Raw genomic sequence first — 16,476 nt, 5'->3', positions numbered from 1 at the left:
CGGGGCCGTCTCAAATCGTGGGTCCCTCGTGAACGCGTTCACAAGCGCGGATAGACTCTGAGGGATCCGAGGGGCCCAGCGACGTGTCCCTCCAGCCCGCCGCATGCCCCTAAGGATCCACGCCTGTGAACAAGCCCGTCGTTCTGGTCGCAGAGGAGCTGTCCGAGGCCGGCCTCGCCGTGCTCGGCGCCGATTTCGAGGTCCGCCACACCGACGGAGCGGACCGTTCCCAGCTTCTGCCCGCCCTCGCCGACGTGGACGCCCTGATCGTGCGCTCCGCCACGCAGGTCGACGCCGAGGCCATCGCCGCCGCGCCGAAGCTGCGCGTGGTCGCCCGCGCCGGCGTCGGCCTCGACAACGTCGACGTCGAGGCCGCCACCAAGGCCGGTGTCATGGTCGTCAACGCGCCGACCTCCAACATCACCAGCGCCGCCGAGCAGACCATCGCGCTCATCCTGGCCAGCGCCCGCAACACCGCCCAGGCCCACGCCGCGCTGAAGAACGGCGAGTGGAAGCGCTCCAAGTACACCGGCGTCGAGCTGGACGAGAAGGTCGTCGGCATCCTCGGCCTCGGCAAGATCGGCCAGCTCGTGGCCCAGCGGCTCCAGCCGTTCGGCGTCGAGCTGATCGCCTACGACCCCTACCTGCCGCCGGCCCGCGCCGCGCAGATGGGCGTCAAGCTGCTCAGCCTCGAAGAGGTGCTCAAGCAGGCCGACTTCATCACCGTGCACCTGCCGAAGTCCAAGGAGACCCTCGGGCTCATCGGCGACAAGGAGCTGCACGAGGTCAAGCCGTCCGTGCGGATCATCAACGTGGCCCGCGGCGGCATCGTGGACGAGGCCGCGCTCTACTCGGCGATCAAGGAGGGCCGCGTCGCGGGCGCCGGCCTCGACGTGTTCGCCAAGGAGCCGTGCACCGACAGCCCCCTGTTCGAGCTGGACCAGGTCGTCGCCACGCCGCACCTCGGCGCCTCCACGCACGAGGCCCAGGAGAAGGCCGGCACGCAGGTCGCGCGGAGCGTGAAGCTGGCGCTGGCGGGCGAGTTCGTGCCCGACGCGGTCAACGTCCAGGGCGGCGCGGTGGCCGAGGACGTCAAGCCGGGCCTGCCGCTGGCCGAGAAGCTGGGCCGGGTGTTCACCGCCCTGGCCGGCGAGGTCGCCACCAAGCTCGACGTCGAGGTCCGCGGCGAGATCGCCTCCCAGGACGTGCGGGTCATCGAGCTGGCCGCGCTCAAGGGCGTGTTCGCCGACGTGATCGAGGAGCAGGTCACGTACGTCAACGCGCCGCTGCTGGCCAAGGAGCGGGGCATCAGCGTGGAGCTGGTGACCAGCTCCGAGAGCCCCGACTGGCGCAACGTGGTGACCGTGCGCGGCGTGCTCGCCGACGGCCGCCAGATCTCGGTCTCCGGCACGCTGTCCGGCCCCCGGCAGATCACGAAGATCGTCGAGGTCAACGGCTACGAGATGGAGATCGAGCCGACGGCCCACCTGTCGTTCTTCGCCTACACCGACCGTCCCGGCGTCGTCGGCGTGGTCGGCCGGCTGCTCGGCGAGGCCGGCGTGAACATCGCCTCGATGCAGGTGGCCCGCGACGTCAAGGGCGGCAAGGCGCTCATCGCGCTGACCGTCGACTCGGCCATCCCGGCCGCCGTGATCGACCAGATCGCGGCCGAGATCGGCGCCGAGAGCGGCCGTTCGGTCGACCTGGAGGACTGACCTCGCGAGCTGAGGACTGAGCCCCCGATCGCGGGGAAGGCCGTCACCTGGACCGTTCCGGGTGGCGGCCTTTTCTTGTCTCAGAATGCGAGATAGTAGGACATCCAACGAGACAGCGAAACAGCCGCCGGGTACCGTGGATGGAAATGCGCCAGGTTCTCGTACTCATTACCTGCCGCGGCGGGGCCTGTTAGGGCAGGCCGACGACCCGCCGCGGTGAGTGGTGATGCCGTCGGCCGGTCAGTCCCTTCCCTTCGCCCGGTCCGTGACCCGGACCCGCGAGAGCAGGCCCGGTCGGATTCGCGACCGGGGTCCGACGCCCCCTTTTCTGGAACGCGCCAGCGAAACGAGATGAGCGACATGTACGAGATGTACGCCTGGAACCGTACCGAAGAGAACGAGAACGAGGCCGCCGAGGCCCTGCAGACCGCCCTCGACCGCAGGGACAACGGCGGCGCCCCCCAGAACTCCGCCCGGTAGCGCCGCCCTCAGGCCCGCGCCGCGGCGTGGGCCAGGGCGAGCGCGCCGAGCAGCGGCGCGTCGTCCGTGAACCGGCCGGGCCGGACCTCCGGCGGGAACGGCACGGCGCGCCGCACCTCCCCGGCCAGCCTGGGCACGATCAGCCCGGCCGCGCCCATCATGCCGCCGCCCACGACCAGCACCTCGGGGTCGAGGGTGACGCACAGGTTCGCCACGGTCATGGTCAGCACCGACAACGCCTGCGCCACCAGCTGCGCCAGCGGCCCGGAACGCGCGGCGAGCACCTCCTCCGCCGTGGTCGCACGGCCGAGCAGCGCGCCGCCCCTGGCCGCCAGCCCGGCGCCGGAGACGAGTTCCTCCAGCGGCGCCCGCCCGTCGGCGAAGGCCGCCTGCCCCGGCGTGACCTGGAGGTAGCCGATCTCGCCCGCCGCGCCGTGCGCGCCGGGCACCACCCGGCCGCCGACCACCAGGGCCGCCGCCAGGCCGGTGCCGAGGTTGAGATAGACGCCCGTGGAGACGCCGCGCAGCGCGCCCCACCGCAGCTCGGCCGCCGCCGCCGCGTTCACGTCGTTGTCGATGGCCACCGGCGTCGCGCCGAACTCCTCGCGCAGCAGCCTGGGCAGCTCCAGCCCCTCCCAGCCGGGCACGTTCGGCGCCAGGCGCACCACGCCGTCCCTGATCACCCCGCAGGTGGAGAAGCCGACCGCGGCCGGCCGCCCGTCCAGGGCGCGGGCCGCGGCGAGGGCCCGGACGAGCGTGTCCGGGCCGGTCTCCAGCCGGGTGCGGCCGGCGACCACGGGCCCGTCGGAGCCCGAGACCCCGATCGCTACCTTGGTCCCGCCGACGTCGATGCCCAGGACCCGGCTCACCGCGCGGCGCCCCTGCGGGCCAGCGAGTCGATCGCCACCGCCAGGGCCAGCACGCCGGCCGTCACCATGAACCGGACGGAGGAGTCCACGCTCAGCAGGTACATGCCGTTGGTGATCGACTGGATGACCAGCACCCCGAGCAGCGCGGCGTAGGCCCGTCCCCGTCCGCCGAACAGGGACGTGCCGCCGATGACCGCCGTGGCGATGGCCATGAGCAGGATGTCGCTGCCGCCCGACCCCTGGTTGACCGCCGACAGCCGGCTGGCGGCCAGCACGCCGCCCGCCGCCGCCAGCGTCGAGGCCAGTACGAACGCCAGGATCCTGATCCTGGTCACGTTGATGCCCGCGCGCCTGGCGGCCTCGGCGTTGCCGCCGACGGCGTACAGGTGGCGGCCGAACGCGGTGTGCCGCAGGACCAGGTCGAGCAGCACCACCAGCGCGCCGAAGAGCACCAGCAGCAGCGGCACGCCGCGGTCGGCCGACATGACCGCCACCGCCGCGCCGAGCACGACCGCCAGCCCGCCCGCCGTCACGGGAACCTGCCAGGCCGGCGCCACGGGCAGCCCGGCGGCCAGCCGTGCCCGCCTGGCCAGCGTGGCGATCCCGGCGTGACCGCCGGCCAGCCCGATCACCAGCGCCCAGGACAGCCACCCCGGCAGCCAGGTGTCGCTCAGCCCCGAGATGAACCCGTTGAACGGCAGGTTGATCGTCCCGCCCTGGCGCAGCAGGTAGAGCAGCAGCCCGAGCCAGCCCATCAGCCCGGCCAGCGTGACCACGAACGACGGCATGCGCAGCTTGGTCAGCATGAGCCCGTGCAGCAGCCCGATCGCCGCGCCGGCCGCCAGCGCGAGCAGGATGGCCAGCAGGGCGTTCCAGCCCTGCTTGACGTGCGCGATCGTCATGATCGTGGCGCACAGGCCGCTGACCGAGCCGGCCGACAGGTCGATCTCGCCGAGCAGCAGCACCATGATGACCCCGAGCGCGATCGTGCCCGTGGCGGCCATCTGGAGTGTCAGGTTGGTGAGGTTCTCGGGCGACAGGAAACGCTCGTTGAGCGTGCTGAACACGATCGTGATCGCCACCAGGCCGCCGACCACCGGCCAGGCGCCGGCCTCTCCCTGGCGCAGCCGTCCGGTCACCGTGATCGGCATCGCCGTCATTCGCCCGCTCCTGTGATCGCGGCCACGATCTCCTCGCGGGAGGCCTCGGCCGTACGGAACTCACCGGCGTTGCGTCCGAGACGCAGCACCACCACCCGGTCGCTCACCTCGCGCACGTCGGCGAGATTGTGCGAGATGACCAGCACCGCGAGCCCGCGCTCGCGCAACCGCCGGATCAGCGCCAGCACCTGGGCCGTCTGCTCGACGCCGAGCGCGGCGGTCGGCTCGTCCAGGATGACCAGCCGGGGTTCGCCGAGCAGCGCCCTGGCGATGGCCACCGACTGCCGCTGGCCGCCCGACAACGTCGACACCGGCACCCTGATGTCGCCGATGCGCACGTCGAGCTGGGCGAGCAGGTCGCGGGTCGCGCGTTCCATGCTCAGGTGGCGCAGCACCGACCAGCGGCGGCGTTCGGCGCCGAGGAACAGGTTGGCCACGACGTCGAGGTTCTCGCAGAGCGCGAGGTCCTGGTAGACGGTCGAGATGCCGAGCGCCTGCGCGTCGTGCGGGGTGGCGACGCGCACCGGCGCGCCGTCCACCGTGATCTGGCCCTCGTCCGGCACGACCGCGCCGGCGATGGTCTTGACCAGCGTCGACTTGCCCGCGCCGTTGTCGCCCATGAGCGCCACGACCTCGCCGGGACGCAGCTCCAGCCCTGCCCCGTCGAGCGCCCGCACCGCTCCGTACCGTTTGGAGATCCCGGTCGCCGCGATCATCTACTCGATGCCCGCCTTCGCGCAGGCGGCCTTGACCTCGGCCGTGCAGATCTGGTCGGCCTTGTAGAACCCGTCCTTCACGATGGTGTCCTTGATCTTGTCGGCGGTGACCGCGATGGGGTCGAGGAGGAAGGCCGGGATGTCGGCCGTGCCGTTGTTCACCTTGGAGGTGGCGGCGGGCTGCTCGCCCTTGGTCAGGGCGACGGCCAGCTCGGCGGCCTTCTCCGCCTCTCTCCTGATGTCCAGGTAGATGGTCATGTACTGCTCGCCGGTGAGGATGCGCTGCACGGCGGCCAGCTCGGCGTCCTGACCGGTGATGGGCGGCAGCTCCTTGTAGCCCGCGCGCTTCATGGCCGCGATGGCGCCGCCCGCCATGCCGTCGTTGGCCGACAGCACGCCGACGATCTGGTCCCGGCCGATGGCGGTGATCGCCTGCTCCATCTGCTGCTGCGCCTTGTCGGGGCTCCAGTCGGGGGTGTCGAACTCCCTGCCGACCTTGACCCTGCCGTCCAGGACGCTCTTGGCGCCCTTCTTGTAGTCGGCCGAGCTGGGGTCGGTGGGCGAGCCGTGGATCATCACGATCTGGCCCTTGGCCGTGGTGCCCTTGGCGTTCATGGCGTCGAGCAGCGCCTGACCCTGCATCTCGCCCACCCGTACGTTGTTGAACGAGACGTAGTAGGCGTAGTCGATCCCCGAGATCAGCCGGTCGTAGGCGACCACCGGGACCTTCTTCTGCCTGGCCTGGTTGACCAGGGGTGCGACCGCGTTGGCGTCCACGGCGTCCAGGACGAGCACGTCGGCGTCCTGGGTGAGCGCGGCCTCGACCTGTTGTTGTTGTTTGGCCGCGTCCTGCTCGGCGTTGCCGTAGATCACCTTGCAGGCGGGGCACAGCGCCTTGACCTTGGCCTCGAACAGCGGGCGGTCGAAGGCTTCGTATCGGGTGGTCTTGGATTCGGGGAGGAACAGGGCGATCGTCCCGCCCTGCCGCGGCCCGTCGGCCTGAGTGGCCGTCGTGCCGGTGGTGGTGCTGTTCCCGCAGGCGGCGGCCAGCAGGACCGCCGCCGCGGGGATGAGTCGCCAAGCTCGGTGCATCGCACTTCGTCCTCTCAGAAGATGCCCGCCCCCGCTTGGTAAGAAAGGTAGTTTACTATCAGGCGTGTTGGCTAGAGTGCACCTCGGAGGGAGGCCGGACATGCGACGCGACCTGGCGAATCCACGGCTGCTGCGGGTGCTCAACGAGCGCCGTCTGCTCGACCAGCTGCACGAGCACGGCCCCGCCTCGCGCGCCGACCTGGCCAAGAGCACCGGCCTGTCCAAGCCCACGGTCTCGGCCGCCCTGGCGGGGCTGGCCGAGGACGGCCTGGTCCACCTGGTGGGCGAGGTGTCCGGACGGCCCGGCCCGGTCTCCTCGCTCTACGACGTGAACGCCGCCTCGACCCACGTCGCCGGCATCGACATCGGCCGCGACTGGATCAGGGTGGCCGTGGCCGACCTGCGCGGCGCGTTCGCGGGGCGTACCGACGGCCGCAACACCGCCCGCACCTCGGCCGAGCTGGCCGAGCTGGTCGGCGAGCTGGCCGGGGCGGCGGCCCGCGAGGCCGAGGTCGAATGGCGCTCGATCACCTGCGCGGTGGTGGGCTCACCCGGTGTGTACGACCCCGTGCGCGGCGGCCTCGACTTCGCCCCCAACCTGCCCGGCCCACCTGACCTGGCCGACCGGTTGCACGCCGCCCTGGGCGTCGACCTCGTCATCGAGAACGACATCAACCTGGCCGCCGTCGGCGAGCACGTCCACGGGGCCGGGCGGGGCAAGGCCAACTTCGCCCTGGTGTCCATCGGCACCGGCGTCGGCATGGGCATCGTGATCAACGGCGAGCTGTACGTCGGGGCGCGAGGGGCGGCGGGCGAGGTCTCCTACATCCCGGCCGCCGAGGAACCCCCCACCTCCGTCCCTGCCGCGTACGACGGCGACCCCTTCACGCACGGGGCCACCGAGGCGGCCACCTCCGCGCCCGGTGTGGTGCGCGCCGCCCGGGCGGCGGGGCTGGAGCTGGAGACGGCGAGGGAGGTCTTCGCCGCCGCCGCCGAGGGGAACGCGGCGGCCAGGTCGGTCGTGGAGGCCGAGGGCCGGCGCATCGGCGGATTGCTGGTGGCCGTGGCCGCCGTGCTCGATCCGGAGGTGATCGTGCTGAGCGGGGGAGTGGGGCGCAACCTCGACCTGCTGGGCGCGTCCGTGGAGCGCCGCATCGCCGAGCTCGGGCCGCTGCGCCCGCGGGTGGTGGCCAGCGCGCTGGGCGACAGCGGCGTGCTGCTGGGCGCGGTCGCCCACGCCAAGTCCCGCGCCTGGGACCTCATCTTCGACGCCCGCAAACACTGACCCCCGGCCCCGCCTTCTCTGCAGGCCGGTGGCTCCGCGCCCGAGGTCCCGACACCCAGCTCCCGCCTGTGGGACGGGGGTTCGGGGCGATGCGGGGGGAATGGGGGCGCGCTTACGATATGGGGGTGGCCGGCCTCCTTCGTTCCGTGTGGCGCGAGCCTCGTCCTCCCGGCCCGCCCGTGCGGGTGTGGCGCGACTGGGCGCTCGTCGCGGTGCTCGTGCCGGCCGCGGTGATCGAGGGCGTGCTGCGACCCGACCTCCGCTGGCCGGTGGTCTCGACGGCCGTCACCGTCGCGCTGATCCCCACGCTGCTGTGGCGCAGGACCAGGCCGCTGCTCATGGTCGCGCTCGTGTTCGGCGCCACGACCTTGGCCCCGCTGCTGACCGGCGGCGAGCCGGTGGAGACGTACACGCTGGTGTTCGTCACGATCGTGCTCTACGCGCTGTTCCGGTGGGGCTCGGGGCGCGAGGCCGTGATCGGGATGGCGGCCGGGCTGGTCGCGGTCGGCCTGTCGCTGGTGTCCGGACGCATGGCGCCCGGCGACGTCGTCCCGGCGCTCGGCGTGCTGGTCGCGACCGTCGGGCTGGGCAGCGCCTTCCGCTACCGGGCCGGCGCGCGGCTGCGCGAGCTCGACCAGGTCAAACTGCTCGAACGCGAACAGCTCGCCCGCGACCTGCACGACACCGTCGCCCACCACGTCTCGGCCATGGCCATCCGCGCCCAGGCGGGCCTGGCCACCGCCGCCTCCGAGCCGGGCGCGGCCACCGACGCGTTACGGGTGATCGAGGCCGAGGCGTCGCGCACGCTCGCCGAGATGCGGGCCATGGTCCGGGTGCTGCGCAGGAACGAGCCGGCGGAGCTGACCCCGGGCCGCCACCTCGACGACCTGCGGCGGCTCGCCGGACGCCCGCGCGTCGGCCCGGCCGTCGAGGTGGAGATCGCGGACGGGCTCGGCGACCTGCCGCCCTCGGCCGGCGCGGCGCTCTACCGCATCGCCCAGGAGTCGATCACCAACGCCCGGCGGCACGCCCGTCACGCCACCCACATCACCGTCCGGGTCACCGCCGACGACGCCGCCGTACGCCTGACCGTGAGCGACGACGGCGACCGCGCCGGCGGGGTCGCCGCCCCCGGGTACGGCCTGATCGGCATGATCGAACGCGCCGCCCTGCTCGGCGGCACCTGCGAGGCGGGCCCCAACCCCAACCGGGGCTGGACGGTCACCGCCGTCCTGCCGAAGGAGACCGCATGAACGCCCGGCGGGAGGCCGCGTGAGCGCGGAAGAAAGCGGCATGAACGCCCGGCGGGAGGCCACGTGAGCGCCGAGGGCACGGCGGCCATCCGGGTGCTGGTGGCCGACGACCAGGAGATCGCCCGTACCGGGCTCAGGATGATCCTCGACGCCCAGCCCGGCATCGAGGTCGTCGGCGAGGCCGGCGACGGCAGGCGGGCCGTCGAGCTGGCCCGCCGCCTGCGCCCCGACGTGTGCCTGTTCGACATCCGCATGCCCGGCCTCGACGGCATCGCGGCCACCCGCGAGCTGGCCGGGCCCGACGTCGCCGACCCCATGGCGGTGGTCGTGATCACCACGTTCGACCTCGACGAGTACGTCTACGCCGCCCTGCGCGCCGGAGCCAGGGGTTTCCTGCTCAAGGACGCCGGCCCGGCGCTGCTCGCCCAGGCGGTGACCGCGGCGGCCGGCGGCGAGGCGCTCATCGCCCCGAGCGTGACCGCGCGCCTGCTGGCCGCGTTCGCCGGAGCCGGGCGTACGGAGGCGCCCGCGCAGCCGGTCGAGGCGCTCACCGGCCGCGAGGAGGAGATCCTGCGCGCCGTGGCCCGCGGCCGGACCAACAGTGAGATCGCCCGCGAGCTGCACATCTCGCTCAGCACGGTCAAGAGCCACGTCGCGAGCCTGATGACCAAGCTCGGCGTGCGCAACCGCGTCGAGATCGCCATGTGGGCCTACGAGACCGACCGCGTACGCACCTGACCTCCGCGACCTCCGCGACCTCCACGGACTCTGCGGGCTCTGCGGACGACCCACTCGGCCACCGCCAGGTTGATCACCCAGCCCGCGCCGACGAGCAGCGCCCGGCCGAGCTCGCCGGGCGGCCCGAAGGCGGCCAGCCCGAACGCCAGGGTGAACGCCTGCGTGCCCGCGCCGAGCCCGATCGCGTACCCGCGGGTCATCCAGGCGCGATGCCGGGCCACGTCGCGCCGCCGGATCGCGGCCAGGCCGAGCAGGAGGCAGGCGGCCATGGCCGTCCCGAACAGCAGCCGGAAGGCGGCCAGCAGCGTCCCGTCGCCGGCGGGAAGGTCGGAGAAGAGCGTCAGCCACACCCCCGACAGCGCCGCGACCAGCCCGCACGCCACCAGCACCCGCCCCGCCGCGCGGTGCCACCCCGGCCGCCCGGCCCGGAACCGGGCCTGGAACTGGAACGTGCCGAGGACGCAGAACACCAGGGAAGCCGGGATGTGCAGCAACACCGGTACGGGCATGGCGAAGAAGCGCGCGTTGTCCGCCGTCACGGGGGCGCCGGCGGCCAGTTCGGTCACCCGGATTGCGCCGGCGACCAGCGGGACGACGCTGAGCGCGAGCAGCCCGGCGGGTGCGATCCATCTCATGCCTGAGAGCGTGCCGCCCACGCCCGTGCCCGGTCATCGCGCGGACGGCCGGTCCTGGTTCGCACCATCGGCGGGCGGGCCGTCGTACTTTCGGCCATCGGGCCGTCGCCTTTCGACCGTTGAGCGTCCGCGCAGGTCAGGCCCACACTGGCGGCACATCAGCGGCACGAGGGAGAAAACGATGAAGGCGTACGTCCTGCGCTCGTTCGGCTCGCCCGACCAGCTCGTCCTGACCGACGTCGAGCGGCCCGTGCCGCGCGACGACGAGGTGCTGGTCCGGGTGCGGGCCACGTCCGTGCAGCCCTACGACTGGCACTTCATGCGGGGGGAGCCGTACCTGGCCCGGGTCATGGGCGGCGGGGTCGGGCTGCGCCGGCCGCGCATCGCCGTCCTCGGGGCCGACGTGGCGGGGGAGGTCGAGGCGGCCGGCAAGGACGTCACGCTGTTCCGTCCCGGCGACGAGGTGTACGCGATGTCGCTCGGGGGCGGCTTCGGCGAGTACGTCTGCCTGCGGCAGGGCGAGGTGGCGCCCAGACCGGCGGGCCTGTCGTTCGAGCAGGCGGCGGCGGTGCCGATGGCGGCCAACACCGCGCTGATCGCGCTGCGCGACGAGGGACGCCTCCAGCCGGGCCAGAAGGTGCTGGTCAACGGCGCGTCCGGCGGCGTGGGCACGTTCGCCGTGCAGCTCGCCAAGGCGCTGGGGGCGCACGTCACGGGCGTGTGCAGCGGGCGGAACGCGGACCTGGTCCGCTCGCTCGGCGCGGACGACGTCATCGACCACACCAAGGAGGACTTCGCGGCGTCGGGCCGGCGCTTCGACCTGCTGCTCGACGTGGCGGGCGGTCGCCGGCTGGCGGACTGCCGCCGGGTGCTGACCAGGAAGGGCACGTACGTGCTGGTCGGCGGGCCGGCCGGCCGCTGGGTGCAGCCGGCCGGCCACATGTTCGCCGCGCTCGCGTCGGGGCCCTTCGTCCCGCAGCGGATCGTCAGGGCGGACGTCGTCCGCTGCGGGAGCAACAGGGCGAACCTGCTGACGCTGACCGGGCTGATCGAGCAGGGCGCGGTCACCCCGGTCATCGACCGGACCTTCCCCTTCGGCGAGCTCCCGGCGGCCGTCCGCTACCAGGAGGAGGGGCACGCCCCGGGGAAGGTCGTCGTCACAGGGTCGCGGTGAGCATGGCGGGGGCGGGGGCCTTCTGGAGCTGCTTGTAGTCGGCCCAGCGCTTGACGCCCTTGGGGTCGGGGCGTACCGCGCCGACGAAGGCCTGCCTGCGCCACTGCGACAGGCGTTCCTCCTTCACCACGTCGCCGGTGTGGGGGGAGTGGACCATGTAGCCGGGCTTGGAGATCATGCCGACGTGGCCGAGGCCGCTGAAGAACACCAGGTCGCCTGGCTTGAGGTCCTTCCAGGAGATCTTCCTGGAGAAGGCGCCGTACTGCTCCGCGGCGGTTCTGGGGAGCTCGATGCCGGCGTCCTCGTAGGCCCGGAGCATGAGGCCCGAGCAGTCGTAGCCCCGTTCGCTGGCGCCGCCCCACACGTACGGGGTGCCGCGCTTGTCCATGGCGTATTCGAGGGCGACCTTCCAGGCCGGTTTCGGCGCGTGCCGTTCCTGGACCTGTTTCACCTGGGGGCCGGTGAGGGTGATGGAGGGGGTGGGGGCGGCCGGAGCGGCCGGAGCGGCCGGAGCGGCGGGAGCCGCGGGGGCGGCAGGCACGAGACCTGCTGCGCCCGCTGCCACCGCCACAAGGATGGCGATGCTAGACAGGGGACTGTCCTTCCACGTGGCCGACCGGGTTAGCTGACGGGCTCGGGCCTGGAAGTAGCCCTACGGCGGCTCCTCGGGGGGAGGCGCAGCCGATTCGCCCCGGGGGGAAAGATGGGTCCCCGGCTCCACGCAGCGGCTGCGTGGATTAGGCTCGTCGGACTCTAACGAAACGGTCAAAAGGTCGCAATCCCCCCAAAACGGATTGTCCGGTTGTTGAGATGATGTGTTCGTCAGCCGAGACGAGCCGGTAAGGTACCGCCCATGGAGTCGCGTAACATCCGCCTGGCCGTCATCCCCGGGGATGGCATCGGCGCCGAGGTCGTAGCCGAAGGGCTCAAGGTCCTGGAGGCCGTGGGCACGAAGATCGAGCCCACCCACTACGACCTGGGCGCAGCCCGCTACCACCGCACGGGCGAGACCCTGCCCGACGCGGTGCTCGAGGAGCTGCGCGGCTACGACGCGATCCTGCTCGGCGCCGTGGGCGACCCCAGCGTGCCGCCCGGCATCCTGGAGCGCGACCTGCTGCTCAAGCTCCGGTTCGAGTTCGACCACTACGTCAACCTGCGTCCGGTCAAGCTGTTCCCCGGCGTCGAGACCGCGCTGGCCGGCGCCACCGCCGAGCACATCGACATGGTCGTCGTCCGCGAGGGCACCGAGGGCCTCTACGCGGGCACCGGCGGCGTCATGCGCCGCGGCACGCCGCACGAGATCGCCACCCAGGAGTCGCTGAACACCGCCCACGGCGTCGAGCGCGTCGTGCGGTACGCCTTCCAGAAGGCTCAGTCGCGGCCCCGCAAGAAGCTCACGCTCGTCCACAAGACGAACGTGCTCACCTTCGCCGGCGACCTCTGGCAGCGCACGGTCAACCGCGTGGCCGCGGAGTTCCCCGACGTCACCACCGACTACAGCCACATCGACGCGGCCTCGATGTTCTTCGTCACCCAGCCCGAGCGCTTCGACGTGATCGTCACCGACAACCTGTTCGGCGACATCATCACCGACCTCGGCGCCGCGATCGCCGGCGGCATCGGCCTGGCGGCCAGCGGCAACATCAACCCCGAGCGCACCTCGCCGAGCATGTTCGAGCCGGTGCACGGCAGCGCGCCCGACATCGCCGGTCAGGGCAAGGCCGACCCGACCGCCACCATCCTGTCCGTGGGCATGCTCCTCGACCACCTCGGCCTGCACGCCGAGGCCGCCAAGGTCGAGCAGGCCGTGGCCGCCGACATCGCCGAGCGGGTGACCGGCCGCGCCGGCCGCACGACCAGCGAGATCGGCGACGACATCGCCGCGCGAGTAGCCGGCTAGGACCGCCTAGCCCCGCACGCGCCTGGCGGTCCGGACACGGACTGCCAGGCGCTTTTTCGCGTTCGCCGGATCTAACCACCCCAACTGCCTCTTGCTATCCCAAATCGCGAGACACTAGGAAGTACGAATACTGCTCGCGGGCAGTAGCTAACAGAATCAGCTTTCGAAGTCGCAGATTCGCAGAGAGAAGGACCTCCGTCATGACCATCGCTCAGAAGCTCAGCTTCGACGTGCAGCATTCCGACCACGCTCGCACCGCGGCCGAGCGGGAGCAGGTACTGGCGAACCCCGGGTTCGGGCAGGTCTTCACCGACCACATGATCTCGATCGACTACACCGACGGCGAGGGCTGGCACGACGCCCGGCTCATGCCGTACGGGCCGCTCTCGCTCGACCCCGCGACCTCGGTCTTCCACTATGCGCAGGAGCTGTTCGAGGGCCTGAAGGCGTACCGGCAGATCTCCGGCTCGATCGCGACCTTCCGGCCGTACGCGAACGCCGCCCGCTTCAACCGCTCGGCCGAGCGCATGGCCATGCCCGAACTGCCGGAGGAGGCGTTCGTGGAGTCGCTGGAGCTGCTGGTCTCGGCCGACAAGGAGTGGGTGCCGACCACCGAGGGCCACAGCCTCTACCTGCGCCCGTTCATGTTCGCCACGCAGGCCGGGCTCGGCGTCAACTACCCGTCGAAGACCTACAAGTACATGGTGATCGCCTCGCCGGCGGCCTCGTACTTCAGCGGCGGCATCAAGCCCGTCTCGGTCTGGCTGTCCACCGAGTACACGCGCGCCGCGCCCGGCGGCACCGGCTTCGCCAAGTGCGGCGGCAACTACGCCGCCGCCTTCGTCGCCCAGCGCCAGGCCGTCGACAACGGCTGCGACCAGGTCGTCTGGCTCGACGCCCACAAGCACGAGTACGTCGAGGAGATGGGCGGGATGAACCTGTTCTTCGTCTTCGGCAACAAGCTCGTCACCCCGGCGCTCACCGGCACCCTGCTGCCCGGCATCACCCGGGAGTCGATCCTGGAGATGGCCGGCGACCTCGGCCTGGAGGCCGAGGAGCGGCTGGTCTCGGTGGACGAGTGGGAGTCCGCCTGCGCCTCCGGCGAGCTGACCGAGGTGTTCGCCTGCGGCACCGCCGCCGTGGTGACGCCGGTGGGCTCGGTCAGGGGCGACGACCGCGCCTGGACCATCGCCGACGGCACCCCCGGCCCGGTGACGATGCGGGTGCGCGAGGAGCTCGTCGGCATCCAGTACGGCGCCCGTCCCGACACCCGCAACTGGATCCACAAGATCGGCTAGAGCCGCGCGGACGGCCGGCGTCTCAGGCGCCGGCCTCCGTCAGGGACGCGGTGTCGACGTGGAGGTTCCACGGGTCGGGCAGGAACACCGGCTCGCCCAGGGAGACGACGTTCTCGCTGCGGTAGCGCCGCCCGCCCGGCCCGCCGAACAGCGTCACCAGCCGCTGGAACGGGTCGATCACCAGGTAGAGCGGCACCCCGCCGCGCGCGTAACCGCCCGTCTTGACGAAGTGCACGTCGTACGTCGTGGCCACCGAGACGACGTCCACGAGCAGGATCGTCGAGGCGCCGTGGACGGCGTGCTCCTCGTGCAGACGCGGCCGGCGCGGGACCACCGCCAGGTCGGGCACGTAGAGATCGTGGCCGGGACCCAGGTAGACGGTGATGTTCGGCCAGATCTCCCAGCCCCGGACCGCCGCCGCGGCGGCGAGCTGGAACAACGTCCGGGACAGGATCGTGTTGTGCTGCCAGGTGCCCGGCTCGTTCACCACGATCCGGCCCTGGACCGTCTCGATGCGGAACTCGGGGAACAGTTCGCGCACGGTGCGGTAGCGCTCTTCCAGGGGCCTGACCATGCCGCCGTCCTCATGCTTTGCCGGGGGTTTCCAAAGGATCACTCAGAGTAACGGCGGCGGCGTCCCGCGATCTAGTGGTTCTTCCTGATCATCGTGATCCCGTCGGCGACCGGCAGCATCACCACGCTCACCCGCGGGTCCTCGATCACCAGGTCGTTGAACTCGCGGATCTGCACCGTCGTCGTCTCCGAGCGCGCCGGGTCGGCCACGTGGCCGCTGCGCAGCGTGTTGTCGGCCAGCAGCAGGCCACCCGGGCGCAGCCGCTCGACCAGCAACTCGTAGTAACCGGGGTAGTTGCCCTTGTCGGCGTCGAGGAAGGCCAGGTCGATCGGCTCGTCGAAGGCGGCCAGCGTCTCCAGGGCGGGCCCGAGCGTCAGCGAGACGCGGTCGGTCACGCCCGCCCGCTCCCAGTAGCGCCGGGCGATGGACGTCCACTCCTCGCTCACGTCGAAGCAGTGCAGCCGCCCGCCGGACAACCCCCGCGCGATGCACACCGACGAGTAGCCGGTGAACGTGCCCACCTCGACCGCCACGGCCGGGGCCGTGAGCTGGGTCAGCATGGTCAGGAACCGGCCCTGGTCGGCGGAGATCTGCATCCTGGCGGCGTCGCCCGTCGCCTCGGCGGTCTCCCGCGCCAGCTCGTCGAGCAGGGGGTCGGGCGGGGTGGAGTGGTCGAGGATGTACCGGCCCACCGCGGGGTCGAGGAGGTTCGCCTTCATGAAGGTCATTCTCCCCTCCCAGCGTTCTCTCATCGTCATCAGGTACCAATGAGGGAGCCGCCCCGGGCGGCTGTCCGGAGAGTGGTTCCGGCGTTGGTAGGGTCTGCGCGATCGGTGAGCTGGAAGTGGGCGGATGATGAAGCGGTTGGTTGCGGTCGCGGTCGCGTGTGCGGCGCTGGTGATGCTCGGTGTGCTGGCCTTCTCTGAGCCGGGTGAGACGGCCGGGTCGGTACGCCTGACCAGGCAGCTCGACGGTTCGATGGTGCTGGCCGACAGGTCCGGCGACGCCCCCGTGCTCGACGTGTACGAAGACTTCGACTGCCCGATCTGCAAGGAGATGCACTCCAAGGTCGACGGCACGATCCAGAAGCTGGCCAGGGAGGGCAGGCTCAAGGTCGTCTTCCACCCCGTGACGATCTTCCAGGACGAGCCCATGCGCTCCAACTCCATCAGGGCCGCGGCCGCCGCCCGATGCGTGCCGGAGGAGAACTGGCTGGCCTTCAGGGACGAGCTCTACGCCATGCAGCCCGCCCCGCACGGCTCGGCCTCGGGCTTCACCGTGCAGGAGCTGGTGGCCGCCGCCAGGAAGGCCGGCGCCTCGGTGGACGAGTGCGTCACCTCGCAGTCGTACGCCAAGACCCACCTGGCGGAGACCTCGAAGATCCACATCCAGGGCACGCCGACCGTCCTGCTCGACGGGCAGCAGCTCGGCAACGAGGTGTTCGACCCGGCGGCCCTCGAACGCGCCGTCACCGGGGGCGCGGGCGTGCAAGTGTAAAGGTCGTGTCCACAAGCTGAGACCGATGTGCCAGATGGTGAATCCCTGTGGCAGACTGGCAGGCACCATGTTCTACGGTCTGCTCATTAT

At 71.8% G+C, this 16,476-nt stretch carries 17 protein-coding genes and 1 riboswitch; of the genes, 9 read left to right on the top strand and 8 right to left on the bottom strand.

The annotated features are described in order from the left end of the window. Positions 1–125: 125 nt before the first annotated feature. On the top strand, positions 126–1,715 hold the full coding sequence (serA, locus tag ACFYUV_RS22620; RefSeq protein ID WP_352318994.1) for a phosphoglycerate dehydrogenase: 1,590 nt from the start codon (positions 126–128) through the stop codon (positions 1,713–1,715). Positions 1,716–2,066: 351 nt separating this feature from the next. Next, positions 2,067–2,195, top strand: a complete 129-nt coding sequence (locus ACFYUV_RS22615; protein WP_352318996.1) for a hypothetical protein — start codon at positions 2,067–2,069, stop codon at positions 2,193–2,195. A gap of 8 nt (positions 2,196–2,203) precedes the next feature. On the opposite strand, the gene ACFYUV_RS22610 is transcribed toward ACFYUV_RS22615, so the two are convergent. The 4 genes from ACFYUV_RS22610 to ACFYUV_RS22595 are packed head-to-tail and all read right to left on the bottom strand — an operon-like array spanning position 2,204 to position 6,032. Continuing rightward, entirely contained in the window at positions 2,204–3,064 is an 861-nt protein-coding gene (locus ACFYUV_RS22610; RefSeq protein ID WP_387671065.1) for an ROK family protein, read from the bottom strand. Then, positions 3,061–4,224: a sugar ABC transporter permease gene (locus ACFYUV_RS22605; RefSeq protein WP_387671064.1), complete on the bottom strand. Its 1,164-nt coding sequence runs from the start codon at positions 4,222–4,224 to the stop codon at positions 3,061–3,063. The genes ACFYUV_RS22610 and ACFYUV_RS22605 overlap by 4 nt, the downstream gene beginning before the upstream one ends. Further along, positions 4,221–4,940 (bottom strand): ATP-binding cassette domain-containing protein, encoded by a 720-nt coding sequence (locus ACFYUV_RS22600; RefSeq protein ID WP_387671062.1) that lies wholly within the window; start codon positions 4,938–4,940, stop codon positions 4,221–4,223. Before ACFYUV_RS22600 ends, ACFYUV_RS22605 begins: the two co-directional genes overlap by 4 nt. Next, the gene (locus ACFYUV_RS22595; RefSeq protein WP_358288620.1) at positions 4,941–6,032 is read right to left on the bottom strand and encodes a sugar ABC transporter substrate-binding protein; all 1,092 of its coding nucleotides are present in this window, start codon (positions 6,030–6,032) and stop codon (positions 4,941–4,943) included. Between the two features lie 100 nt (positions 6,033–6,132). Between ACFYUV_RS22595 and ACFYUV_RS22590 the strand changes: the two genes are divergently transcribed. From ACFYUV_RS22590 to ACFYUV_RS22580, 3 genes are all read left to right on the top strand, one after another. Next, positions 6,133–7,317, top strand: coding sequence for an ROK family protein (locus ACFYUV_RS22590; protein WP_387671060.1), 1,185 nt, complete (start codon positions 6,133–6,135; stop codon positions 7,315–7,317). Positions 7,318–7,436: 119 nt separating this feature from the next. Beyond that, entirely contained in the window at positions 7,437–8,570 is a 1,134-nt protein-coding gene (locus tag ACFYUV_RS22585) for a sensor histidine kinase (RefSeq protein WP_387671058.1), read from the top strand. A 63-nt stretch (positions 8,571–8,633) separates the two neighbouring features. Next, entirely contained in the window at positions 8,634–9,308 is a 675-nt protein-coding gene (locus tag ACFYUV_RS22580) for a response regulator (protein ID WP_387671057.1), read from the top strand. Here ACFYUV_RS22580 and ACFYUV_RS22575 read toward each other — a convergent pair. Then, the gene (locus ACFYUV_RS22575; RefSeq protein ID WP_387671055.1) at positions 9,281–9,943 is read right to left on the bottom strand and encodes a DUF2306 domain-containing protein; all 663 of its coding nucleotides are present in this window, start codon (positions 9,941–9,943) and stop codon (positions 9,281–9,283) included. The genes ACFYUV_RS22580 and ACFYUV_RS22575 overlap by 28 nt on opposite strands. A 181-nt stretch (positions 9,944–10,124) precedes the next feature. Between ACFYUV_RS22575 and ACFYUV_RS22570 the strand changes: the two genes are divergently transcribed. Further along, positions 10,125–11,117, top strand: coding sequence for an NAD(P)-dependent alcohol dehydrogenase (locus ACFYUV_RS22570; RefSeq protein WP_387671053.1), 993 nt, complete (start codon positions 10,125–10,127; stop codon positions 11,115–11,117). Here the strand turns inward: ACFYUV_RS22570 and ACFYUV_RS22565 are convergent. Next, entirely contained in the window at positions 11,101–11,658 is a 558-nt protein-coding gene (locus ACFYUV_RS22565; protein WP_387671051.1) for a C40 family peptidase, read from the bottom strand. The two genes, ACFYUV_RS22570 and ACFYUV_RS22565, sit on opposite strands and share 17 nt — an antisense overlap. 54 nt (positions 11,659–11,712) lie before the next feature. Further along, positions 11,713–11,871: riboswitch (cyclic di-AMP (ydaO/yuaA leader) on the bottom strand. Positions 11,872–11,970: 99 nt separating this feature from the next. On the opposite strand from ACFYUV_RS22565, the gene ACFYUV_RS22560 reads away from it, so the two are divergent. Both ACFYUV_RS22560 and ACFYUV_RS22555 read left to right on the top strand, forming a co-directional pair. After that, complete coding sequence (locus tag ACFYUV_RS22560) at positions 11,971–13,017, top strand: 3-isopropylmalate dehydrogenase (protein ID WP_352319018.1); 1,047 nt, start codon at positions 11,971–11,973, stop codon at positions 13,015–13,017. A 200-nt stretch (positions 13,018–13,217) separates the two neighbouring features. Next, complete coding sequence (locus tag ACFYUV_RS22555; RefSeq protein WP_352319020.1) at positions 13,218–14,315, top strand: branched-chain amino acid aminotransferase; 1,098 nt, start codon at positions 13,218–13,220, stop codon at positions 14,313–14,315. 22 nt (positions 14,316–14,337) lie between these two features. Here the strand turns inward: ACFYUV_RS22555 and ACFYUV_RS22550 are convergent, their stop codons facing one another. Beyond that, positions 14,338–14,889, bottom strand: a complete 552-nt coding sequence (locus tag ACFYUV_RS22550; protein WP_387671049.1) for a Uma2 family endonuclease — start codon at positions 14,887–14,889, stop codon at positions 14,338–14,340. Between the two features lie 71 nt (positions 14,890–14,960). Further along, positions 14,961–15,608, bottom strand: a complete 648-nt coding sequence (locus ACFYUV_RS22545; RefSeq protein WP_387671047.1) for an O-methyltransferase — start codon at positions 15,606–15,608, stop codon at positions 14,961–14,963. 133 nt (positions 15,609–15,741) lie between these two features. On the opposite strand from ACFYUV_RS22545, the gene ACFYUV_RS22540 reads away from it, so the two are divergent. Then, complete coding sequence (locus ACFYUV_RS22540; protein WP_387671045.1) at positions 15,742–16,386, top strand: DsbA family protein; 645 nt, start codon at positions 15,742–15,744, stop codon at positions 16,384–16,386. The last annotated feature ends 90 nt before the right edge of the window (positions 16,387–16,476 follow it).

This window comes from Nonomuraea sp. NPDC003560 (assembly GCF_042878785.1).
Taxonomy (GTDB): Bacteria; Actinomycetota; Actinomycetes; order Streptosporangiales; family Streptosporangiaceae; genus Nonomuraea.
Note: the sequence above shows the minus strand (reverse complement) of the source record. Positions and strands in the feature narration are given on the sequence as shown.